General features: G+C 55.7%; 18 protein-coding genes. 15 read left to right on the top strand and 3 right to left on the bottom strand.

The features are described from left to right. Nucleotides 1–75 precede the first annotated feature (75 nt). Complete coding sequence (locus D4100_RS15145) at nucleotides 76–1,569, top strand: M16 family metallopeptidase (protein ID WP_119804678.1); 1,494 nt, start codon at nucleotides 76–78, stop codon at nucleotides 1,567–1,569. Between the two features lie 24 nt (nucleotides 1,570–1,593). Here D4100_RS15145 and ppiC read toward each other — a convergent pair whose 3' ends face one another. Further along, nucleotides 1,594–1,875 carry a peptidylprolyl isomerase PpiC gene (gene ppiC / locus D4100_RS15140; RefSeq protein ID WP_004950862.1) on the bottom strand — a complete coding sequence of 94 codons (282 nt, stop codon included), beginning with the start codon at nucleotides 1,873–1,875 and terminating at the stop codon, nucleotides 1,594–1,596. Between the two features lie 108 nt (nucleotides 1,876–1,983). Between ppiC and rep the strand changes: the two genes are divergently transcribed. After that, on the top strand, nucleotides 1,984–4,008 hold the full coding sequence (gene rep, locus D4100_RS15135; RefSeq protein WP_065505695.1) for a DNA helicase Rep: 2,025 nt from the start codon (nucleotides 1,984–1,986) through the stop codon (nucleotides 4,006–4,008). A 30-nt stretch (nucleotides 4,009–4,038) separates the two neighbouring features. Here rep and ppx read toward each other — a convergent pair whose 3' ends face one another. Continuing rightward, the gene (gene ppx, locus D4100_RS15130) at nucleotides 4,039–5,535 is read right to left on the bottom strand and encodes an exopolyphosphatase (protein WP_065505696.1); all 1,497 of its coding nucleotides are present in this window, start codon (nucleotides 5,533–5,535) and stop codon (nucleotides 4,039–4,041) included. A 5-nt stretch (nucleotides 5,536–5,540) separates the two neighbouring features. Next, on the bottom strand, nucleotides 5,541–6,830 hold the full coding sequence (rhlB, locus tag D4100_RS15125) for an ATP-dependent RNA helicase RhlB (protein WP_119804677.1): 1,290 nt from the start codon (nucleotides 6,828–6,830) through the stop codon (nucleotides 5,541–5,543). Between the two features lie 131 nt (nucleotides 6,831–6,961). Between rhlB and trxA the strand changes: the two genes are divergently transcribed. The 13 genes from trxA (at nucleotide 6,962) to wzyE (ending at nucleotide 21,482) form a co-directional block, all read left to right on the top strand. Continuing rightward, on the top strand, nucleotides 6,962–7,288 hold the full coding sequence (gene trxA, locus D4100_RS15120) for a thioredoxin TrxA (protein ID WP_065505698.1): 327 nt from the start codon (nucleotides 6,962–6,964) through the stop codon (nucleotides 7,286–7,288). Nucleotides 7,289–7,743: 455 nt separating this feature from the next. Next, a complete protein-coding gene (gene rho, locus D4100_RS15115) occupies nucleotides 7,744–9,003 on the top strand; it encodes a transcription termination factor Rho (RefSeq protein WP_004950874.1) in 1,260 nt (419 codons plus the stop codon). Nucleotides 9,004–9,314: 311 nt separating this feature from the next. Beyond that, the gene (gene wecA / locus D4100_RS15110; RefSeq protein ID WP_119804676.1) at nucleotides 9,315–10,412 is read left to right on the top strand and encodes a UDP-N-acetylglucosamine--undecaprenyl-phosphate N-acetylglucosaminephosphotransferase; all 1,098 of its coding nucleotides are present in this window, start codon (nucleotides 9,315–9,317) and stop codon (nucleotides 10,410–10,412) included. A 20-nt stretch (nucleotides 10,413–10,432) separates the two neighbouring features. Beyond that, on the top strand, nucleotides 10,433–11,485 hold the full coding sequence (wzzE, locus tag D4100_RS15105; protein WP_065505700.1) for an ECA polysaccharide chain length modulation protein: 1,053 nt from the start codon (nucleotides 10,433–10,435) through the stop codon (nucleotides 11,483–11,485). A gap of 84 nt (nucleotides 11,486–11,569) precedes the next feature. Beyond that, the gene (gene wecB, locus D4100_RS15100; RefSeq protein WP_065505701.1) at nucleotides 11,570–12,700 is read left to right on the top strand and encodes a non-hydrolyzing UDP-N-acetylglucosamine 2-epimerase; all 1,131 of its coding nucleotides are present in this window, start codon (nucleotides 11,570–11,572) and stop codon (nucleotides 12,698–12,700) included. After that, the gene (wecC, locus tag D4100_RS15095; RefSeq protein WP_065505702.1) at nucleotides 12,697–13,959 is read left to right on the top strand and encodes a UDP-N-acetyl-D-mannosamine dehydrogenase; all 1,263 of its coding nucleotides are present in this window, start codon (nucleotides 12,697–12,699) and stop codon (nucleotides 13,957–13,959) included. Before wecB ends, wecC begins: the two co-directional genes overlap by 4 nt. Next, entirely contained in the window at nucleotides 13,950–15,023 is a 1,074-nt protein-coding gene (gene rffG / locus D4100_RS15090; RefSeq protein ID WP_193395137.1) for a dTDP-glucose 4,6-dehydratase, read from the top strand. The genes wecC and rffG overlap by 10 nt, the downstream gene beginning before the upstream one ends. A gap of 50 nt (nucleotides 15,024–15,073) precedes the next feature. After that, entirely contained in the window at nucleotides 15,074–15,955 is an 882-nt protein-coding gene (rfbA, locus tag D4100_RS15085; protein WP_119804675.1) for a glucose-1-phosphate thymidylyltransferase RfbA, read from the top strand. Then, nucleotides 15,933–16,658 carry a dTDP-4-amino-4,6-dideoxy-D-galactose acyltransferase gene (gene rffC / locus D4100_RS15080; protein WP_119804674.1) on the top strand — a complete coding sequence of 242 codons (726 nt, stop codon included), beginning with the start codon at nucleotides 15,933–15,935 and terminating at the stop codon, nucleotides 16,656–16,658. Before rfbA ends, rffC begins: the two co-directional genes overlap by 23 nt. Next, entirely contained in the window at nucleotides 16,645–17,775 is a 1,131-nt protein-coding gene (gene rffA / locus D4100_RS15075; RefSeq protein ID WP_119804673.1) for a dTDP-4-amino-4,6-dideoxygalactose transaminase, read from the top strand. The genes rffC and rffA overlap by 14 nt, the downstream gene beginning before the upstream one ends. 1 nt (nucleotide 17,776) lies before the next feature. Beyond that, nucleotides 17,777–19,027 (top strand): lipid III flippase WzxE, encoded by a 1,251-nt coding sequence (wzxE, locus tag D4100_RS15070; RefSeq protein WP_119804672.1) that lies wholly within the window; start codon nucleotides 17,777–17,779, stop codon nucleotides 19,025–19,027. Continuing rightward, nucleotides 19,024–20,109 carry a TDP-N-acetylfucosamine:lipid II N-acetylfucosaminyltransferase gene (locus tag D4100_RS15065; RefSeq protein WP_065505707.1) on the top strand — a complete coding sequence of 362 codons (1,086 nt, stop codon included), beginning with the start codon at nucleotides 19,024–19,026 and terminating at the stop codon, nucleotides 20,107–20,109. The genes wzxE and D4100_RS15065 overlap by 4 nt, the downstream gene beginning before the upstream one ends. Next, nucleotides 20,106–21,482 (top strand): ECA oligosaccharide polymerase, encoded by a 1,377-nt coding sequence (gene wzyE, locus D4100_RS15060; protein WP_065505708.1) that lies wholly within the window; start codon nucleotides 20,106–20,108, stop codon nucleotides 21,480–21,482. The genes D4100_RS15065 and wzyE overlap by 4 nt, the downstream gene beginning before the upstream one ends. Nucleotide 21,483: the final 1 nt, after the last annotated feature.

The following is a 21,483-nucleotide window of genomic DNA, read 5'->3' as shown; positions in this document are numbered from 1 at the left end:
ACAGCCTAATATTCCGGTGAATGGAATATCCGCATTTGTATACAGAAATTGGATAGTAATTAAGTAGGGGTTCACATGCAGGGCACCAGAATTCATCTCATAGTGGGTGGGCTGCTGTTGGCTGTAGCCAACGGCAGCGTGCAGGCTGAAGCACTACAACCCGATCCTGCCTGGCAGCAGGGTAAGCTCGATAACGGGTTTTCATGGCAGATACTTGATACGCCGCAGCGACCGAGCGATCGCGTCGAGCTGCGGTTGATGGTCAATACCGGCTCGTTGGTGGAGTCTTCCCAGCAGATCGGTTTTGCCCACCTGCTGCCACGCCTGTCGCTGGCACGCAGTGAAAGCTTTACGCCACCGCAGTTGCGTTCGCTGTGGCAGCAGAGCGTGGACAGCGAGCGGCCTTTGCCGCCGGCAATCAGCTCTTATGATTTCACCCTTTATAATCTCAGTCTGCCGAATAACCGCCCAGATTTGCTGAAAGAAGCGCTGGCGTGGCTTTCCGATACCACGGGCAAGCTGGCGATCGACGAACATACCGTGCATGCGGTAGTGAACTCCAGCGTCGACCCGGTCGGCACTTTCCCGCCAAACCCCAAAGATGCCTGGTGGCGCTATCGCCTGAAAGGCTCGACGCTGCTGGCGCACGATCCGGCCCAGTTGGTGAAACGGCCGGTGAATGTCGATCAACTGAAGAAGTTCTATCAGCAATGGTATACACCGGACGCGATGACCCTGTATGTGGTGGGTAAAGTGGACAGCCGCAGCCTGGGCGAGCAGATCAACAAAGCCTTCTCGCCGCTGAAAGGGAAACGTGAAACGCCTGCCACCATGCCGACGCTGACACCGTTGCCGCCGCAGCCGGTCAGCCTGATCGGCGATCAGGTGAAGCAGGATACCTTGTCGATCATGTGGGACGCGCCGTGGCATCCGATCCGCGATTCGCAGAACCTTAGCCGTTACTGGCGCAGCGATATCGCCCGCGAGGCGCTGTTCTGGCACCTTCAGCAGGTGTTGGAAAAGAGCGATCAGAAAAACCTGCATTTGGGCTTTGATTGCCGCGTGCAGTACCAGCGTGCCCAGTGCGCGATTCACCTTGATACGCCGAACAACAATCTGAACAACAGCCTGGGTTTTATCGCCCGCGAATTGGTCGGCGTGCGTAACAATGGGCTGTCGCAGGAGGAGTTTAACGGCCTGTTGGCGCAGAAAAACGATCAACTGAGCAAGCTGTTTGCCACCTATGCTCGCACCGACACCGACGTGCTGATGAGCCAGCGTCTGCGTTCGCAACAAAGCGGTGTTGTGGACATCGCGCCCGAGCAATATCAGAAACTGCGTCAGGAGTTCCTGTCCGGATTAACGCTGGAAGCATTGAACCAGGAGCTGAAGCTTCAGCTCTCGCAGGATGCGACGCTGGTATTGATGCAGCCGAAGGGCGAGCCGGAAATGAGCATGAAGCAGTTGCAGGAAACCTACAACGGCATTATGGCACCTGCGCCGGCCGTGGTGACGGAAGAGGTCAAACCGACCGACACCGCTCCGGCTCCGGAAACCAGCGCACAGTAAAAGCGAAGGGGGCGGCTTGCCCCCTTAGTTGCGGTACAATACCTTGATGATGTGGTAGCCGAACTGGGTTTTCACCGGGCCATAAGGCTTCAGCAGCGGGATGCTGAACACCGCTTTATCAAAGGCCGCCACCATGGTGCCCTTGTTGAATTCGCCCAAGGCACCGCCGTTGCGCTTTGACGGGCAACTGGAGTATTTGCGCGCCAGCGTGTCGAAGCTGACGCCGCGCTTCAGCTTGGCCAGCAGATCGTTGGCCAGTTTTTCATTATCTACCAAAATGTGCAGGGCGCACGCCGTCTTTGCCATGGTATTGCCTTATCGATATAGAAATTGCGCCGAGTATACCCGTTAAATCTCATCGGCGCTTTCTGCTACAATCCTCTTCCACGTGATAAAGCCGAGCAATAAAGCGCCATGCGATTAAATCCCAGCCAACAACAAGCCGTCGAATTCGTTACCGGGCCTTGCCTGGTGCTGGCCGGTGCCGGTTCCGGCAAGACGCGCGTCATCACCAATAAAATCGCTCACCTGATCCACAACTGTGGTTATCAGGCGCGGCATATCGCTGCCGTGACCTTTACCAACAAGGCGGCGCGCGAGATGAAAGAGCGTGTGGCGCAAACCATGGGGCGCAAAGAAGCGCGTGGGCTGATGATATCTACTTTCCACACGTTGGGCCTGGAAATCATCAAGCGTGAATACGCTGCGCTGGAGATGAAGTCCAACTTCTCGCTGTTTGACGATCAGGATCAGCTGGCGTTGTTGAAAGAGCTGACTGAAAAGTGGCTGGAGAACGACAAAACGTTGGTGGCGCAGTTGATTTCCACTATCTCCAACTGGAAAAATGACCTGGTCGACCCCAAAAAGGCGATGGAGCTGGCGCGTTCCGAGCGTGACAAGCTGTTCGCGCATTGCTACGGCCTGTATCACGCCCATATGAGGGCGTGTAACGTGCTGGATTTCGACGATTTGATCCTGTTGCCGACCTTACTGCTGCAGCGTAATGAAGAAGTGCGCGAGCGTTGGCAGAATCGTATTCGTTATCTGTTGGTGGATGAGTATCAGGACACCAACACCAGCCAGTATGAACTGGTAAAACTGCTGGTGGGTCATCGCGCGCGCTTTACCGTGGTAGGGGATGATGACCAGTCGATCTATTCCTGGCGCGGTGCGCGGCCGCAAAACTTGGTGTTGCTGAAGGAAGATTTCCCGGCGCTGCAGGTGATCAAGCTGGAGCAGAACTACCGTTCCAGCGAACGCATTCTGAAAGCGGCGAATATTCTGATCGCCAATAATCCGCACGTGTTTGAAAAGCGGCTGTTTTCCGAGCTGGGCTACGGTGAAGAGCTGAAAGTGGTGACTGCGAATAACGAGGATCACGAGGCCGAGCGGGTGGTAGGCGAACTGATTGCCCACCACTTTGTGAAGAAAACCAATTATGGCGATTATGCGATTCTCTATCGCGGTAACCACCAGTCGCGGCTGTTCGAAAAAATGCTGATGCAGAACCGCATTCCTTACAAGATTTCCGGCGGCACCTCGTTTTTCTCGCGGCCGGAAATCAAGGATTTGCTGGCCTATCTGCGCGTACTGACCAACCAGGATGACGACAGCGCTTTCCTGCGTATCGTCAATACGCCAAAGCGTGAGATTGGCCCGGCGACGCTGCAAAGGTTGGGTGAGTGGGCCAATCAGCGTAACAAAAGCCTGTTCCGCGCCAGTTTCGATCTGGGTCTGAGCCAGCATCTGACTGGCCGCGGGCTGGAATCTTTGCAGCGCTTTACCCACTGGCTGGACGGTATCGCCCAACTGGCGGAGCGTGAACCGGTGGCCGCGGTGCGCGACCTGATCCACGGCGTGGACTATGAAAGTTGGCTGTTTGAAACGTCACCCAGCCCGAAAGCCGCCGAAATGCGCATGAAAAACGTCAACACCTTGTTTGGCTGGATGACGGAAATGCTCGAAGGTAGCGAGCTGGATGAGCCAATGACGCTGACCCAGGTGGTGACGCGCTTTACCCTGCGGGACATGATGGAACGCGGTGAAAGCGATGAAGAGCTGGATCAGGTTCAATTGATGACGCTGCACGCCTCCAAAGGGCTGGAGTTTCCTTATGTGTTCCTGGTGGGGATGGAGGAAGGATTATTGCCGCATCAGAGCAGCATCGACGAGGATAATGTCGATGAAGAGCGGCGTTTGGCCTATGTAGGGATCACCCGCGCCCAAAAAGAGCTGATTTTCACTCTGTGCCGCGAGCGCCGCCAATATGGCGAGCTGGTGCGGCCGGAACCGAGCCGTTTCTTGCTGGAATTGCCGCAAGATGATCTGGCGTGGGAAAGCGAACGTAAGGTGGTCAGCCCGCAGGAGCGCATGCAAAAAGGGCAGAGCCATTTGGCCAATATTCGCGCGCAGCTGGCCAAGGCCAAAGGTGAAGGCTAAAAAGAAAGGGCGCTTGGCGCCCTTGTCATATCAACGTTGTTCTTCCAGCATCAGTGGCCAGTGCACATAGCTTTGCCAGTGGCTTTCCTGATCCAGCGCCTCTGCACGTAGCGGGTGCTGTTCCAGCCAACCCGACGGCAGGATCACCGTCAGCTCGTCATCGTTATTGGCGCGAAGGCGTACCGCAGGCAGCGTGTCGTCGCGGCGCCGGCTGGCAAAAATGATGGCCAGTCGCAAAATGCGGCATAGACGTTGCGCCATGCGCGGCGGCAGGGCGTTTTGCTGGCTCAGCAGCGGCAGATCGATAGGGTTGCTCTGGTTTTGCAACAGCGTAGCCAACAGCTTTTTTTGCGCCGGTGTGAAACCGGGTAAATCCAGATGGCGGATCAGGTAAGCGGCATGTTGTGGTGCCTGCTTGAAATCAACGCTGAGGCCGATTTCGTGGATCAGGCAGGCGCTGTGCAATAACTCGCGACATCGTGCGTCCAGTTGCCACTCGTTGCTCACCTGCTGCGAGAAGTTGGCAGCCAGTTGGCTGACTCGTTCGGCCTGTTCGGTATCCAACAGGTAGCGCCGTTGCAGATTGCGAATGGTGCGGCTGCGGATATCTTGTTCAACCGGCAAATGCAGCATGCCGTAGACCAGTCCTTCGCGAAGCGCGCCGCCGGCCAGCATCATGCTTTCAATGCCCAGCTCCTGGAAAATCGCCAGCAGGATCGACAGCCCGCTTGGAAACACCAGTGCGCGTTCCAGCGTCAAGCCTTCGATTTCCAACTCTTCCAGCTTGCCGCATTGAATGGCGCGCTGTTTCAACTGACGCAGCTTGGGCAGGGTGATGCGCTCATCCATGCCTTGCGCCACCATGATTTCCTGCAGTGCCTGTACGGTGCCTGAAGCCCCGACGCAGATTTGCCAGCCGTGCTGACGCAGATGCGGCGCTATAGGGCGCACCATTTCGCGCGCGGCCTGTTCGGCGCGTTCGAAATTATCCTGCCCCAGATTACGATCGCTAAAGAAACGCTCCAGCCAGGTGACACAGCCCATAGACAGGCTATATAGCTGGGCGGCCTGAGCGCCGGTACCGGTGACCAACTCGGTGCTGCCACCGCCGATATCGACCACCAAACGCTGGTCCGGCCCGCCAGTGGTATGGGCAACGCCATGATAAATCAGACGCGCTTCTTCCTCGCCGCTGATCACCTGGATCGGACACCCGAGAATTTGCTCGGCGGTCTGCAGGAATTCATCGGCATTTGACGCCAGGCGCAGCGTGGCCGTAGCGACCACGCGGATCTGGGCACGGGGGATGTCCTGCAAGCGTTCGGAGAACAGCTTCAGGCATTGCCAACCGCGCTGCATGGCGTCATGCGACAGGTGATTGTTCTGATCCAGCCCGGCCGCCAGACGCACTTTACGCTTGATGCGCGCCAGGGTCTGAATGCTGCCGGCCACTTCTCGCACCACCAGCATGTGGAAGCTGTTGGAGCCGAGGTCGATAGCGGCATAGAGCGTGCTGGAACTGAGCATGGTTATCAGCCTGGACGTTTGCGGTTATTGCGTGGCGCACCGCCGCCACGACGCGGCGCGGAATTACGGCGTGGGCCGTTGCCACCGCGTGGACGCGCAAGGCGTTTCGGTGCAGGCAGGTCAGTCAGCAACGCGTCGCTGTTGTACTTGCTCACCGGAATGCTGTGGCCGGTATAGGTTTCGATCGCCGGCAGGTTGAGCGCGTACTCTTCGCAGGCCAGGCTGATGGAATGGCCGCTTTCGCCGGCACGACCGGTACGGCCGATACGGTGAACATAGTCTTCGCAGTCGTCAGGCAGATCGTAGTTGAACACATGCGTGACCAACGGGATGTGCAGGCCGCGGGCGGCGACGTCGGTGGCGACCAGAATATCGAGGTTGCCTTTGGTGAAGTCTTCCAGAATACGCAGGCGTTTTTTCTGCGCCACGTCGCCGGTCAGCAGGCCAACGCGGTGACCGTCGGCCGCCAAATGGCCCCAGACGTCTTCACAGCGGTGCTTGGTGTTGGCGAAGATGATGCAGCGGTCCGGCCACTCTTCTTCGATCAGCGTCTGCAGCAGGCGCATCTTTTCTTCGTTGGACGGATAGAACAGTTCTTCCTGAATGCGATGGCCGGTTTTTTGTTCCGGTTCCACTTCAACATATTCAGCGTTGTTCATCTGCTCGAAAGCCAGTTCGCGTACGCGATAGGACAAGGTGGCGGAGAACAGCATGTTCAGGCGTTGATCGACCGCAGGCATGCGGCGGAACAACCAGCGAATGTCTTTGATAAAGCCCAGATCGTACATGCGATCGGCTTCATCCAGCACCACAACCTGGATCGCGCCCAGATCGATGTAGTTCTGTTTGGCGTAATCGATCAAACGACCGGTGGTGCCTACCAGGATATCCACGCCGCTTTCCAGCACTTTCAGCTGTTTGTCGTAGCCGTCGCCGCCGTACGCCAGACCCAGTTTCAGGCCGGTGGACTGGGAGAGGGCTTCCGCATCGGAGTGGATCTGCACCGCCAGTTCACGCGTTGGCGCCATGATCAAGGCGCGCGGCTGGTTGGTCTGGCGACCCTGTTTCGCCGGGTTAGAAAGCAAATAGTGAAAAGTAGACGCTAAAAATGCCAGCGTCTTTCCGGTACCGGTTTGCGCCTGACCTGCAACGTCACGCCCGGAGAGCGTGAGCGGCAATGCTAACGCCTGGATAGGCGTGCAATGGTGAAACCCTTTTTTTTCAAGGGCTTCAAGGACTAACGGGTGCAGGGCGAAGTCGGAAAACTTCTGTTCGGTCAAGTGTGTTTTGCTCATAGTGTGGTAGAATATCAGCTAACTATTGCTTTACGAAAGCACATCCGTTGAAATAAACGCGGTGAAATAAAATCACCTTAGGTTGGTTAATGCTACACCAACAAGGTAGACATAATCCTGTGGAGTAGAACATGAGCGATAAAATTATTCACCTGACTGACAGCAGCTTCAACACCGACGTGCTACAAGCTGAAGGGCCAATCCTGGTCGATTTCTGGGCTGAATGGTGTGGGCCGTGCAAGATGATTGCTCCGATCCTGGATGAAATTGCCGTTGAGTTCGAAGGCAAGTTGACTATCACCAAGTTGAATATCGACCAAAACCCGGCAACCGCACCTAAGTTCGGTATCCGCGGTATCCCGACGCTGCTGCTGTTCAAAAACGGTGAAGTGGCTGCGACCAAGGTGGGTGCGCTGTCCAAAGGCCAGCTCAAAGACTTCCTTAACGCGAATCTGTAATCGGGCGTAACGCCCTATATCCTGTGGGATCAAAGCTGTAGCCAATAGGCTGTAGCTTCAGAGGCAATGGGGATATTCAGGCGTCTGGCGGGGATTTAAATTCACCGCTAGACGCCTGCCAATAAGCGTGTTAAGTTTAGCCACACTGCATATAGAACTTGCCCGAAGTTTTAAATCTAAAGAGTTTGAATCTAAAGCTATACTCTGTGCTGAACCGCTGGTGTTGACAGTAAAATGAACTCAACCCGTGTTTTAGCAGTCAAACGGTTTTGCAAAATCAATTTTAAGGTACCTTCGATCTTAAACCGTCAATGCGCGCGTCTCTTGTAAGCCATTTCTTACCGTGACAGCTCAGCGCCCGGTGGTCGAACGTCCAGTAAACAGGCACGTATCACGCTGCCATACCATTCACGATAGCAGTTCGAGACACACCCCGAGTTTAAGAACCCACCACTATGAATCTTACCGAATTAAAGAATACGCCGGTTTCTGAGCTGATTACTCTCGGCGAAAATATGGGGCTGGAAAACCTTGCCCGTATGCGCAAGCAGGACATTATCTTCTCCATCCTTAAGCAGCATGCGAAAAGTGGAGAAGATATCTTCGGCGATGGCGTGTTGGAGATATTGCAGGATGGATTTGGTTTCCTCCGCTCTGGAGACAGTTCCTACCTTGCAGGCCCCGACGACATCTACGTATCCCCTAGCCAAATCCGCCGTTTCAACCTCCGTACAGGTGACTCCGTTTCCGGTAAGATTCGTCCGCCAAAAGAAGGCGAGCGCTATTTTGCCCTGTTGAAAGTTAATGAAGTCAACTACGACAAACCGGAAAACGCCCGCAGCAAGATCCTGTTCGAGAACTTGACCCCGCTGCATGCCAACTCCCGTCTGCGGATGGAACGTGGCAACGGTTCAACCGAAGATCTGACGGCGCGCGTGCTGGACCTGGCTTCTCCGATTGGCCGTGGCCAGCGTGGCCTGATTGTTGCTCCACCGAAAGCCGGTAAAACCATGCTGCTGCAGAACATTGCGCAGAGCATCGCCTACAACCATCCAGACTGCGTGTTGATGGTGCTGCTGATCGACGAGCGTCCGGAAGAAGTGACCGAGATGCAGCGTCTGGTGAAGGGTGAAGTCATCGCCTCTACCTTTGACGAGCCGGCTTCCCGTCACGTCCAGGTTGCGGAAATGGTGATCGAGAAGGCCAAGCGCCTGGTTGAGCACAAGAAAGACGTTATCATCCTTCTTGACTCCATCACCCGTTTGGCACGTGCCTACAACACCGTTGTGCCTGCCTCCGGTAAAGTGCTGACCGGTGGTGTGGACGCCAACGCCCTGCATCGTCCTAAGCGTTTCTTCGGTGCGGCACGTAACGTTGAGGAGGGCGGTAGCCTGACCATCATCGCTACTGCGCTGGTAGATACCGGTTCCAAAATGGACGAGGTTATCTACGAAGAGTTTAAAGGTACCGGCAACATGGAATTGCACCTGGCGCGTAAAATCGCCGAGAAGCGCGTATTCCCTGCGATCGACTACAATCGCTCCGGTACCCGTAAAGAAGAGTTACTCACCACGTCTGAAGAACTGCAAAAAATGTGGATCCTGCGTAAAATCATTCACCCAATGGGCGAGATTGATGCGATGGAGTTCCTCATTAACAAGTTGGCCATGACCAAGACCAATGATGAATTCTTCGATATGATGAAGCGCTCATAATGACGATGCGCTCATAATTGAGTAAAAAACTCAGAGAACGCCACGCCTAGTCGTGGCGTTTTTTGCATTTGGCGGATACGATAAGTAACAGAAATGGAAATGTAAGTTTTTTGTGACTTACTGAGAATTCATCTTATTTGCGGTCGGCGCTTTGCCGTTCGCGCTTTGTTGCTGTCGAAACGGCGGATACACACATTGGCGTAAGAATGAATGGCTGTTGTCATAGGAAATGACTGAAAGGTAGCGGGAGCCCGTGGCGCAACCTGTCGCCCGTGTTAAGCTGCCTTATCTTCTACAGAGATCTGTTAACTGTGAACTTACTCACTATGAGTACTGAAATTCTATTTGTTTTCCTGTTTTCTTTGGCGTTTCTCTTTGTTGCCCGTAAAGCAGCAAAACGTATTGGTCTGGTTGATAAACCTAATTACCGTAAGCGTCATCAGGGGTTAATTCCTCTTGTCGGCGGTATTTCCGTTTATGCCGGGCTGTGCTTTGCCTTCCTTATCTCTGACCAAACGATTGCGCACGGCAAACTTTACCTGACCTGTGCGGGTATATTGGTGTTCGTTGGTGCTCTCGACGATCGTTTCGATATCAGCGTGAAAATTCGTGCTCTGGTTCAGGCTTTGGTCGGCATCGCGATGATGGTTTTCGCCGGTCTTTATCTGCGCAGTTTCGGCCATGTGCTGGGTGACTGGGAAATGCAGCTGGGGCCTTTCGGCTATCTGGTCACGCTGTTTGCCGTTTGGGCCGCCATCAACGCCTTTAACATGGTGGACGGCATTGACGGCCTGCTGGGCGGGCTTTCGTGCGTTTCCTTCGGTGCGCTGGGTGTTCTGCTGTATCTGAGCGGCCATTCTGATTTGGCTTTCTGGTGCTTCGCGATGATCGCCACCATCGTTCCCTATATCCTGCTTAACCTCGGCATTCTTGGCCGGCGGTATAAGGTATTTATGGGGGATGCGGGCAGTACGCTGATCGGCTTCACCGCCATCTGGCTGTTGCTGCAAAGCTCGCAGGGTAAGGTCCACTCCATCAATCCCGTTACCGCCCTGTGGATTATCGCTATTCCGCTGATGGACATGATTGCGATCATGTACCGTCGCTTACGCAAGGGGATGAGCCCCTTCTCCCCCGATCGTCAACACATTCACCATCTGATTATGCGTGCAGGCTTTACGCCGCGACAGGCTTTCGTACTGATTACCCTGGCGGCAGCGCTGCTGGCGGCGATTGGCGTGCTTGGCGAACGTCTTACTTTTGTCCCTGAATGGGTAATGTTGGCATTGTTCTTGCTTGCTTTCTTCTTGTACGGTTATTGCATCAAACGCGCCTGGCGTGTTGCACGTTACATTAAGCGTATCAAGCGCCGCTTACGGCGTTCGACCGACAATAAGCAAGTATCTTAACCAGAGGCTTTTGGGCAGTGATGAATCCAGAAACAACGTCTGACAAGAATATCCCGGCGGTGGATAACGAACTCGATATCCGCGGCTTGTGCCGTACCCTGTGGCGCGGCAAGCAATGGATTATCGGCATGGCGGCATTGTTCGCGGTGATTGCGCTGGTCGTATCCTACCTGGTGAAACAGGAATGGAGTGCGGCGGCGATTACCGATCGGCCAACCGTGAATGCACTGGGGGGTTATTATTCCCAGCAGCAATTCCTGCGAAATCTGGATGTGCGTACTCTGCCGGCGGTCTCGACTGAGCAGCCGGGTATCGCTGACGAAGCCTATAATGAATTTATTATGCAGTTGGCGGCATACGATACGCGTCGCGATTTCTGGCTGCAGAGCGATTATTACAAACAGCGTCAGGAAGGTGATGCGCGTGCAGATGCGGCATTGCTTGATGAACTGATTAACAACGTTCAGTTTACGCCGCGCGATGACAAAAAAGTGCCGAACGACGGCGTGAAGCTGACGGCGGAAACTGCGGCGGACGCCAATCACCTGCTGCGCCAGTACGTGGCATTTGCCAGCCATCGCGCAGCCCAGCACCTGAATGAAGAAATCCAGGGCGCATGGGCTGCCCGCACTACCTCGATGAAAGCGCAGGTGAAGCGTCAGGAGGCGGTGGCGGATGCGGTTTACAAGCGCGAACTGAACACTATTGAGCAGGCGTTGAAAATTGCCGATACGCAGGGTATCAGCCGGACTCAAACCGACACGCCGGCCGAACAATTGCCGGATTCCGATCTGTTCCTGCTGGGGAAACCTATGCTGCAGGCGCGACTGGAAGGGCTGCAGGCTTCAGGGCCAACCTACGATCTGGATTACGACCAAAATCGTGCGATGCTGTCGACATTGAATGTTGGCCCGACTCTGGACGAGAAATTTCAGACTTACCGCTATTTGCGGACCCCGGAAGAACCGGTAAAACGTGACAGCCCGCGGCGGGTATTCTGGTTGATCATGTGGGGCGCGATGGGCGCTTTGGTTGGCGCAGGTATTGCCCTGGTGCGCCGCCCGCGTAATTAAAAATAATATAATAATTCGCTTATGGGCGTGTGAGCGCCCAATTCGCAGGTATGCCTGCGGCTAACCGACCAAAAGAGATTCGCTGTGAAAGTGTTGACTGTTTTCGGCACCAGACCTGAAGCCATCAAAATGGCACCGCTGGTACATGCCCTGGCTCAGGATGAAGCCTTTGAATCAAGAGTCTGCGTAACGGCACAGCATCGTGAGATGTTGGATCAAGTATTGCGGTTATTTGAAATCGTGCCGGATTACGATCTGAACATCATGAAACCCGGTCAGGGACTGAGTGAGATTACCTGCCGCATTTTGGAAGGCCTGAAAGGCGTTTTGGAAGAATTCAAGCCGGATGTGGTGCTGGTCCACGGTGACACAACTACCACACTGGCGACCAGCCTGGCGGCTTTTTATCAGCGCATCCCGGTTGGACACGTGGAGGCGGGCTTGCGCACCGGCGATCTGTACTCGCCATGGCCGGAAGAGGCCAACCGCAAGCTGACCGGTCATCTGGCGATGTATCATTTTGCACCGACGGAAAATTCACGCCAGAACCTGTTGCGCGAACTGTTGCCGGACGATCATATTTTCGTGACCGGCAACACGGTTATCGATGCGCTGTTCTGGGTTCGCGACCGGGTAATGGGTGATGCCGCCGTGCATGACGGCCTGGCGCAGCGCTACCCATTCCTGGATGCCAGCAAGAAATTGATCCTGGTGACGGGCCACCGTCGCGAAAGCTTCGGCGGCGGGTTTGAGCGGATTTGCAGCGCGTTGGCAGAAATCGCCCGTACTCATCCAGACGTACAGGTGGTGTACCCGGTGCATCTCAACCCGAACGTAAGCGAACCGGTCAACCGCATTCTGAAAGGGATTGATAACATTATCCTGATCGATCCGCAGGATTACTTGCCCTTTGTGTATCTGATGGCTAACGCTTATATGATTCTGACCGACTCCGGTGGTATCCAGGAAGAAGCGCCGTCGTTGGGTAAACCTGTGCTGGTCATGCGTGACACTACCGAACGGCCGGAGGCGGTGGATGCGGGTACGGTCCGCCTGGTCGGCACTGACGTGGCTAAAATTGTTGATGCGGTGACCCGGTTGTTGACGGATGAAAAGGAATATCACGCCATGAGTCGGGCGCATAACCCTTACGGTGACGGGCATGCCTGCCAGCGTATTCTCGCAGCTTTGAAGAATCATCAGGTGACACTATGAGTTTTAACACTATTTCGGTTATCGGCCTGGGGTATATCGGTCTGCCAACGGCGGCGGCATTTGCCTCTCGCAAGAAAAAAGTGGTCGGCGTAGATGTTAACCAGCATGCGGTAGATACCATTAACCGCGGTGCGATTCATATCGTTGAACCCGATCTGGATAAAGTGGTTAAAGAGGCCGTCGACGGCGGTTATCTGCAGGCGGTGACCAAACCCTTGGCCGCGGATGCTTTTCTGATCGCGGTGCCGACGCCGTTTAAAGGCGATCATGAGCCCGATCTGGCTTATGTCGAGGCTGCCGCCAAATCACTGGCGCCGGTACTGAAAAAGGGTGACCTGGTTATCCTGGAGTCCACCTCCCCGGTGGGGGCTACCGAACAGATGGCGCAGTGGTTGGCCGAGGCGCGCAGCGATCTCAGCTTCCCGCAGCAGGCAGGTGAAGCCGCCGATGTGAATATCGCTTACTGCCCGGAGCGTGTGCTGCCGGGGCAGGTGATGGTTGAGCTGATTCAGAACGATCGCGTTATTGGTGGCATGACGCCAAAATGTTCGGATCGCGCCAGCGAGTTGTACAAGATTTTCCTTGAAGGCGAATGTGTGGTGACCAATTCACGCACCGCCGAGATGTGCAAACTGACCGAAAACAGTTTCCGCGACGTGAATATCGCTTTTGCGAATGAGCTGTCGCTGATTTGCGCCGAGCAGGGCATCAACGTCTGGGAACTTATCCGTTTGGCGAATCGCCATCCGCGGGTGAATATCCTGCAGCCAGGTCCTGGCGTCGGTGGCCACTGCATCGCGGTCGATCCGTGGTTTATCGTGTCGCAAAATCCGCAGCAGGCGCGCCTGATCCATACCGCGCGTCTGGTGAATGACGGAAAACCGCTGTGGGTGGTTGACCGTGTGAAAGCCGCCGTTGCCGACTGTCTGGCGGCCACCGACAAGCGCGCTTCAGAAGTGAAAATTGCCTGTTTCGGTCTGGCCTTCAAGCCGAATATCGACGATTTGCGCGAAAGCCCGGCGGTGGAAGTGGCGCATCTGATTGCCGACTGGCACGTTGGCGAAACATTGGTGGTTGAACCCAATGTTGAACAGTTGCCGAAATCTCTGGCCGGTCACGTGACGCTGAAAGGGTTGGCCGATGCCTTGCAGCAGGCGGATGTGATCGTCATGCTGGTCGACCATAAGCAATTCAAGGCGATCAAGCCGGAAGAGATTACACAATCCTGGGTAGTGGATACCAAAGGGGTATGGCGTTGAAACGTATTTTAGTCACTGGAGGCGCCGGCTTTATTGGCTCCGCCGTCGTGAGGCATATCATTGAAGCCACGCAGGACAGCGTCATGGTGGTAGATAAGCTCACTTACGCGGGCAATCTGGAGTCGCTTGCGGTGATTGCCGATAACGAACGCTATTCGTTTGAACAGGTGGATATCTGCGATCGCGCAGCGTTGGATCGGGTTTTTGCCCAGTATCGGCCGGATGTAATTATGCACCTGGCGGCGGAAAGCCATGTTGACCGTTCGATCGACGGCCCGGCGGCATTTATTGAAACCAACGTGGTGGGGACCTACACCCTGCTGGAAGCGGCCCGCCGGTATTGGCAGCCGCTGGACGCGGAGAAGAAGCAGAATTTCCGCTTTCACCACATTTCCACCGACGAAGTGTATGGCGATCTGCACGGCACGGACGATCTGTTCACGGAAACCACGCCTTACTCGCCGAGCAGCCCGTATTCGGCCTCTAAAGCCTCCAGTGATCATCTGGTGCGCGCCTGGCTGCGAACCTACGGTCTGCCGACCATCGTCACTAACTGCTCCAATAACTACGGCCCGTATCACTTCCCGGAGAAACTGATCCCGTTGGTGATCCTGAATGCCGTTGCCGGCAAGCCATTGCCGGTATATGGCGACGGCGCGCAAGTACGCGATTGGCTGTATGTTGAGGACCATGCGCGCGCGTTGTACCAGGTTGTTACCGAAGGTGTGGTAGGTGAAACCTACAACATCGGCGGTCACAACGAGCGCAAGAACATCGAGGTGGTACACAGCATCTGCGATCTGTTGGAAGAGCTGGCCCCGAACAAGCCGCAGGGCGTGACGAAATACCGCGACCTGATTACTTACGTCAAGGATCGCCCGGGCCATGATATGCGCTATGCGATCGATGCCGGGAAAATTGACCGGGAACTGGGCTGGCGACCACAGGAGACCTTTGAGAGCGGCATCCGCAAAACGGTTTCCTGGTATCTGAACAATGAAACCTGGTGGCGCCGCGTTCAGGACGGTTCTTATGCGGGTGAACGCTTAGGTTTATCCGACTAAATTTAGCGAGGCCGCTGCCGTTTGGGGGCCCTGTGGAGTCTGGAGTGAGTATGAAAGGTATTATTCTGGCGGGCGGCTCCGGCACACGCCTGCACCCGATTACCCGTGGCGTATCCAAGCAACTGCTGCCTATATACGACAAGCCGATGATTTACTATCCGCTGTCGGTGCTGATGCTGGCGGGGATCCGCGACATTCTGATCATCTCCACCCCGGAAGATTTACCCTCGTTCAGACGCTTGCTGGGCACCGGAGAAGAGTTCGGCATTACTCTCAGCTATGCCGAACAACCCAGCCCGGACGGCCTGGCACAGGCATTTTTGATTGGTGAAGAATTCCTGGCCGGTGAACCGAGCTGCCTGGTGCTGGGTGATAATATCTACTTTGGGCAAGCCTTTAGCCCGAAACTGAAAACTGTCGCTGCCCGCACGCAAGGCGCTACCGTGTTCGGCTATCAGGTAATGGATCCTGAGCGCTTCGGCGTAGTGGAGTTTGACGATAACTTCCGCGCCCTGTCGATCGAGGAAAAACCGCAACAACCTAAATCCAATTGGGCGGTGACAGGCCTGTATTTCTACGACAATCAGGTGGTGGAGTTCGCCAAACAGGTGAAACCTTCCGAGCGCGGCGAGCTGGAAATCACCAGCATTAACCAGATGTACCTGGAGCGTGGTGAACTGACCGTCGAGCTGCTGGGCCGTGGTTTCGCCTGGCTGGATACCGGCACGCACGATAGCCTGCTGGAAGCCAGCAGCTTTGTGCAGACAGTGGAAAAACGTCAGGGCTTTAAAATTGCCTGCCTGGAAGAGATCGCCTGGCGCAATGGCTGGCTGGACGATGACGGTGTGAAACGCGCCGCGCAATCGTTGCTCAAAACCGGCTACGGCAAGTACCTGCTGGATTTATTGCATGCACGTCCGCGCCAGTATTGAACCCTTGGCCTGGGAAACCGAGTTTTTTGCCCTTAACAGCGCAAAGCTCGGTTTTGCCGCGGTAGCCCCCATACTCGCTGAAGCCGATTTGAACGCCTACGCATTGGTGCAGGCCAAAATTCCTGCGCATCAAACGGCCTGGGCGGATGGATTGGCCAGGTTGGGCTTTCAACTGGTTGAAGGCGAAGTCGATCTGGTACTGAATATCGGTACGGAATGTGCATCATCCCAGAGCGTGCCGCCACGGGCCATTCGCCCGGCAGTGCCGGGCGATATCCCGGCGTTGCGTGCGGCAGCGGCCAAGGTGTTCACCGCCAGCCGTTTTCGTGCGCCCTGGTATGACGTGCATGACAGCGGCCGCTTCTATGCTATGTGGATAGAAAAAGCGGTATTGGGGACATTTGACCACCAGTGCCTGCTGGCGCTGGACGAAGCCGGGCAGCCTGAAGGGTTTGTCAGCCTGCGTGATATCGGTGGCCAGGAGGCGCGAATAGGCTTGCTGGCGGCATTTCCCGGCGCATCCGGCAAAGGGATTGGCTCCCGATTGATGGCGGCTGCTATCGCAGAATGCCGGTCGCTGCAGCGCCTGCGGGTCGCCACCCAGATAGGTAATATCGCCGCGTTACGGCTCTATCAACGACAGGGTGCCGCTATCGAAAGCACCTCGTATTGGTTATACAGAGGAAAACATGATCCCATTTAACGCACCACCGGTTGTTGGCACCGAACTTGAGTATATGCAGGCTGCAATGAGCAGCGGCAAACTGTGTGGCGATGGAGGTTTTACCCGTCGTTGCCAGCAGTGGATGGAGCAGCGTTTTGGCAGCCAGAAAGTACTGCTGACGCCGTCCTGCACCGCCTCGCTGGAGATGGCGGCGATCCTGCTGGATATTCAGCCGGGCGATGAAGTGATCATGCCGAGCTTCACCTTTGTTTCAACCGCCAACGCCTTTGTGCTGCGCGGCGCTAAAGTGGTGTTTGTCGACCTGCGTCCGGACACCATGAACATCGATGAGAGCAAAATCGAAGCGGCGATCACCGATAAGACCCGCGCCATTGTGCCGGTTCATTACGCCGGCGTGGCCTGCGAGATGGACACCATCATGGCGCTGGCGAAAAAATACAACTTGTACGTGGTGGAAGATGCCGCTCAGGGCGTGATGTCGACCTATAAAGGTAAAGCGCTCGGCACCATCGGCCATATTGGCTGTTTCAGCTTCCACGAAACCAAAAACTACACCGCAGGCGGTGAGGGCGGTGCCACGCTGATTAACGACCCGGCGCTGATCGACCGGGCGGAAGTCATTCGCGAGAAAGGCACCAACCGCAGCCAGTTCTTCCGTGGTCAGGTCGACAAGTACACCTGGCGCGATATCGGTTCCAGCTACCTGATGTCAGATCTGCAGGCCGCTTACCTGTGGGGCCAGCTCGAGGCTGCCGATCGCATTAACCAGCGCCGCCTGGCACTATGGCAGAACTATTACGGTAGCCTCCTGCCGCTGGCCGAGGCCGGCCGTATCGTATTGCCGACCATTCCGGCGGACTGCGTGCAAAATGCGCACATGTTCTATATCAAATTGCGCGATATTGACGACCGCACGGCGTTTATCGATTATCTGAAAGAAGCCGAAATCATGGCGGTGTTCCATTACATTCCGCTGCACGACTGCCCGGCGGGCGATCGCTTCGGCCGTTTTGCCGGCGAAGACCGCTTCACCAGCCAGGAAAGCGCGCGCCTGGTGCGCCTGCCGCTGTTCTACAATATGTCTGATGTTAATCAGCGTACGGTGATCAATACCATTCTTAGTTTCTTCGCCTGACATGTCGTTGGCAAAAGCATCGATTTGGACCGCCGGCTCCACGCTGATCAAAATTGGCGTGGGGTTATTGGTGGTGAAATTGCTGGCGGTAGCGTTTGGCCCCAGCGGCGTTGGGCAGGCGGGTAACTTCCGCCAACTGATTACCGTGCTGGGCGTGCTGTCCGGCGCCGGGATTTTCAACGGCATCACTAAATACGTCGCCGAGTATCATCAGGATCCGCAGCGGTTGCGGCTGGCGGTCGGTACGGCGTCGACTATCGTACTGGGCTTCTCGACGCTGTTGGCGCTGGTGTTTTTATTCGCGGCAGTTCCCATCAGCATTGCGCTGTTCGGCCACGCCGAATATGTGAACGTGGTGCGTGCGGTGGCCTTTATTCAAATGGGTATCGCCTACGCCAACCTGTTTATGGCGGTGCTGAAAGGCTACCGCGATGCGATGGGCAACGCGTTGGCGGTGATTGGCGGCAGCCTGATTGGCGTGGTGGCGTACTACCTGTGCTTTAAGCTGGGCGGCTATGAAGGCGCGCTCGCGGGGTTGGCGCTGGTGCCGGCATTGGTGGTATTGCCCGCCGGCTTTATGCTGTGGCGGCGCAAGACCTTGCCGCTGCGCTATCTGGCGCTGGCCTGGGACAAGGCGCTGGCCAGTCATCTCGGCAAGTTCACCATTATGGCGCTGATTACCTCAGTGACGTTGCCGGTGGCCTATGTGATGATGCGTAACCTGCTGGCCAGCCATTACAGTTGGGATGAGGTGGGGATTTGGCAGGGCGTCAGCAGCATTTCCGACGCTTATCTGCAGTTTATCACCGCTTCGTTTACCGTCTATCTGTTGCCGACGCTGTCGCGCCTGAAGGACAAAAACGCCATCTCGCAAGAGATTGTGCGTTCCCTGAAGTTTGTGCTGCCCGCCGTGGCGGCGGCGAGTTTTACCGTCTGGCTGCTGCGCGATTTCGCCATCTGGTTGCTGTTCACGGACAAGTTCGTCGCCATGCGCGATTTGTTCGCCTGGCAACTGGTGGGGGATGTACTTAAGGTGGGCGCTTATGTCTTTGGCTACCTGGTTATCGCCAAGGCGTCGCTGCGTTTTTACATCCTGACGGAAGTCAGCCAGTTTCTGCTGTTGACGCTGTTTTCGCACTGGCTGATACCGCTGCACGGTGCACTGGGTGCGGCACAGGCCTATATGGCAACCTACATCGTGTATTTCGCGCTCTGTAGCTGCGTATTTATTCTTTATCGTAGACGAGTATGACCATACTGATTCACGTATTGGGATCTGATATCCCGCATCACAATCAGACTGTGTTGCGTTTCTTCAACGACGTGCTGGCGAAGCGCCTGCCGCCCGAACAGACGCGCCATTTCATGGTGGCGGCCAGAGACGTAGCGGCGCTGGACGATTTTCCCGAGCTGAGCATCGAGGCTTTCCCGGATAAGAAAAGCCTGGCGGCGGCGGTTATCTCCCGCGCTCGGGCCGATCGCAATCAGCGTTTCTTCCTGCATGGGCAGTTTAATCCTGCGCTGTGGCTGGCGCTGCTGAGCGGTAAAATCAAAGCTCGCCAGGTGAGCTGGCAGATCTGGGGTGCGGATCTGTATGAGGATGCCACTCACTGGAAGTTTCGCCTGTTCTATTTACTGCGCCGCATCGCGCAGGGGCGGGTGGCGCGTGTATTTGCAACCCGCGGCGACGTGATCCATTACCAGCAGCGCCATGCGCGCGTGCCGGCCTCGCTGTTGTATTTTCCAACGCGAATGGATCCGGCTTTGACCGGCATTAGCGTAGAGAAAAACCTGGCCGGGCCAATGACCATTCTGGTCGGGAATTCCGGCGATCGCACCAACCGCCACATTGAAGCGCTGAAGGCGATCCACCAGCAGTTCGGTGCGGACGTGCGCGTGATCCTGCCGATGGGGTATCCGACCAACAACGACGCCTACATTGAGCAGGTGCGTACCGCCGGGTTGCAATTGTTCGGCGACAAGAACCTGCAGTTGCTGACGCAACAGGTGGCGTTCGACGATTACCTGAACATTTTGCGTGAGTGCGATCTCGGCTACTTTATTTTTAACCGCCAGCAGGGTATCGGTACCCTGTGTTTGCTGATTCAGTTCGGCGTACCCTTCGTGCTCAGCCGGCAGAACCCGTTCTGGCAGGATTTGGCGGAGCAGCATTTGCCGGTGTTGTTCTACGGCGATTCGCTGGATGAAGCGGTGGTGCGCGAGGCGCAGCGCCAACTGGCATCGGTAGATAAACAGGCGATCGCTTTCTTTAATCCAAACTACATTGATGGCTGGCAACAGGCATTGGCGCTGGCTGCGGGGGAAGGCTCATGACGTTGGCGCAATTTGGCGGGTTGTTTGCCGTCTATCTGGTCGGCGTGCTGTTTATCCTTACTCTGACCTATCAGGAGTTTCGGCGCATCCGCTTTAACTTCAACGTGTTCTTTTCCCTGCTGTATTTGCTGACGTTTTACTTCGGCTTTCCGCTGACGTGTCTGTTGGTGTTTCAGTTCGACGTTGAGGTGGTGCCGGTCGAGTTCCTGCTGTACGCCATTCTCTCCGCTACCGCGTTTTACGCGATTTATTACGTCAGTTATAAAACCCGGCTGCGCAAGCCCAGCGTGCGGCCGCGCAAGCCGGTATTTACCATGAACCGGGTGGAAACCAATCTGACCTGGATACTGCTGGCGCTGGTGGCAATCGGCACCGTTGGCATTTTCTTCATGCAAAACGGTTTTCTGTTGTTCAAGCTCAACTCCTATAGCCAGATATTCTCTAGCGACGTATCCGGCGTAGCGCTCAAGCGGTTCTTCTATTTCTTTATTCCGGCAATGCTGGTGGTGTATTTCCTGAAACAGGATCTGCGCGCCTGGTTCTTCTTCCTGGCGGCTACGGTGGCCTTCGGTATCCTGACCTACGTGATTGTCGGCGGCACTCGCGCCAATATCATCATCGCTTTCTCACTGTTTTTGTTTATCGGCATCGTGCGCGGCTGGATTTCGCTGTGGATGCTGGTGGCCGCCGGTGTGTTCGGCATCGTCGGCATGTTCTGGCTGGCGTTAAAGCGTTACAGCCTGGACGTCAGCGGTTCCGAAGCGTTTTACACCTTCCTTTACCTGACGCGAGACACTTTCTCGCCATGGGAAAACCTGGCGTTGTTGCTGCAAAATTACGACAAAATCGACTTCCAGGGGTTGGCACCGATAGTACGTGACTTCTACGTGTTCATTCCTGCCTGGCTGTGGCCGGGCCGTCCGGATACGGTGCTGAATACCGCCAACTATTTCACCTGGGAAGTCTTGGATAACCATTCCGGCCTGGCGATCTCGCCGACGCTGATCGGGTCGCTGGTGGTGATGGGCGGCGCGCTGTTCATCCCTGTTGGTGCCGTGTTGGTTGGCATGGTCATCAAATGGTTCGACTGGCTGTACGAAATGGGCAAAAGCGAGCCTAACCGCTATAAGGCGGCCATATTGCAGAGTTTTTGTTTTGGCGCGGTGTTCAACATTATCGTCTTGGCGAGGGAAGGCGTGGATTCGTTTGTCTCGCGGGTGGTGTTCTTCTGCCTTATTTTTGGCGCCTGTTTGCTGATGGCGAAATTGCTGTACTGGCTGTTCGACGCTGCCGGTTTGATTAAGGCACGGGTGTTGCGTTCGCGCAGGCTGGCATCGCCGGCATCCTCCCCGCGCGCCAACGGTATTCTGTAAG

The sequence above is a fragment of the Serratia inhibens genome (assembly GCF_003591175.1).
Classification (GTDB): Bacteria; Pseudomonadota; Gammaproteobacteria; order Enterobacterales; family Enterobacteriaceae; genus Serratia; species Serratia inhibens.
This window is presented reverse-complemented; position numbering and strand designations above follow the sequence as displayed.

Bases quoted from the DNA above. Each gene is read 5' to 3' on its own strand.
- D4100_RS15145 (WP_119804678.1), top strand. From the start codon at position 76: ATGCAGGGCACCAGAATTCATCTCATAGTGGGTGGGCTGCTGTTGGCT.
- ppiC (WP_004950862.1), bottom strand. From the start codon at position 1,875: ATGGCAAAGACGGCGTGCGCCCTGCACATTTTGGTAGATAATGAAAAA.
- rep (WP_065505695.1), top strand. From the start codon at position 1,984: ATGCGATTAAATCCCAGCCAACAACAAGCCGTCGAATTCGTTACCGGG.
- ppx (WP_065505696.1), bottom strand. From the start codon at position 5,535: ATGCTCAGTTCCAGCACGCTCTATGCCGCTATCGACCTCGGCTCCAAC.
- rhlB (WP_119804677.1), bottom strand. From the start codon at position 6,830: ATGAGCAAAACACACTTGACCGAACAGAAGTTTTCCGACTTCGCCCTG.
- trxA (WP_065505698.1), top strand. From the start codon at position 6,962: ATGAGCGATAAAATTATTCACCTGACTGACAGCAGCTTCAACACCGAC.
- rho (WP_004950874.1), top strand. From the start codon at position 7,744: ATGAATCTTACCGAATTAAAGAATACGCCGGTTTCTGAGCTGATTACT.
- wzzE (WP_065505700.1), top strand. From the start codon at position 10,433: ATGAATCCAGAAACAACGTCTGACAAGAATATCCCGGCGGTGGATAAC.
- wecC (WP_065505702.1), top strand. From the start codon at position 12,697: ATGAGTTTTAACACTATTTCGGTTATCGGCCTGGGGTATATCGGTCTG.
- rffG (WP_193395137.1), top strand. From the start codon at position 13,950: ATGGCGTTGAAACGTATTTTAGTCACTGGAGGCGCCGGCTTTATTGGC.
- rfbA (WP_119804675.1), top strand. From the start codon at position 15,074: ATGAAAGGTATTATTCTGGCGGGCGGCTCCGGCACACGCCTGCACCCG.
- rffC (WP_119804674.1), top strand. From the start codon at position 15,933: ATGCACGTCCGCGCCAGTATTGAACCCTTGGCCTGGGAAACCGAGTTT.
- rffA (WP_119804673.1), top strand. From the start codon at position 16,645: ATGATCCCATTTAACGCACCACCGGTTGTTGGCACCGAACTTGAGTAT.
- wzxE (WP_119804672.1), top strand. From the start codon at position 17,777: ATGTCGTTGGCAAAAGCATCGATTTGGACCGCCGGCTCCACGCTGATC.
- D4100_RS15065 (WP_065505707.1), top strand. From the start codon at position 19,024: ATGACCATACTGATTCACGTATTGGGATCTGATATCCCGCATCACAAT.
- wzyE (WP_065505708.1), top strand. From the start codon at position 20,106: ATGACGTTGGCGCAATTTGGCGGGTTGTTTGCCGTCTATCTGGTCGGC.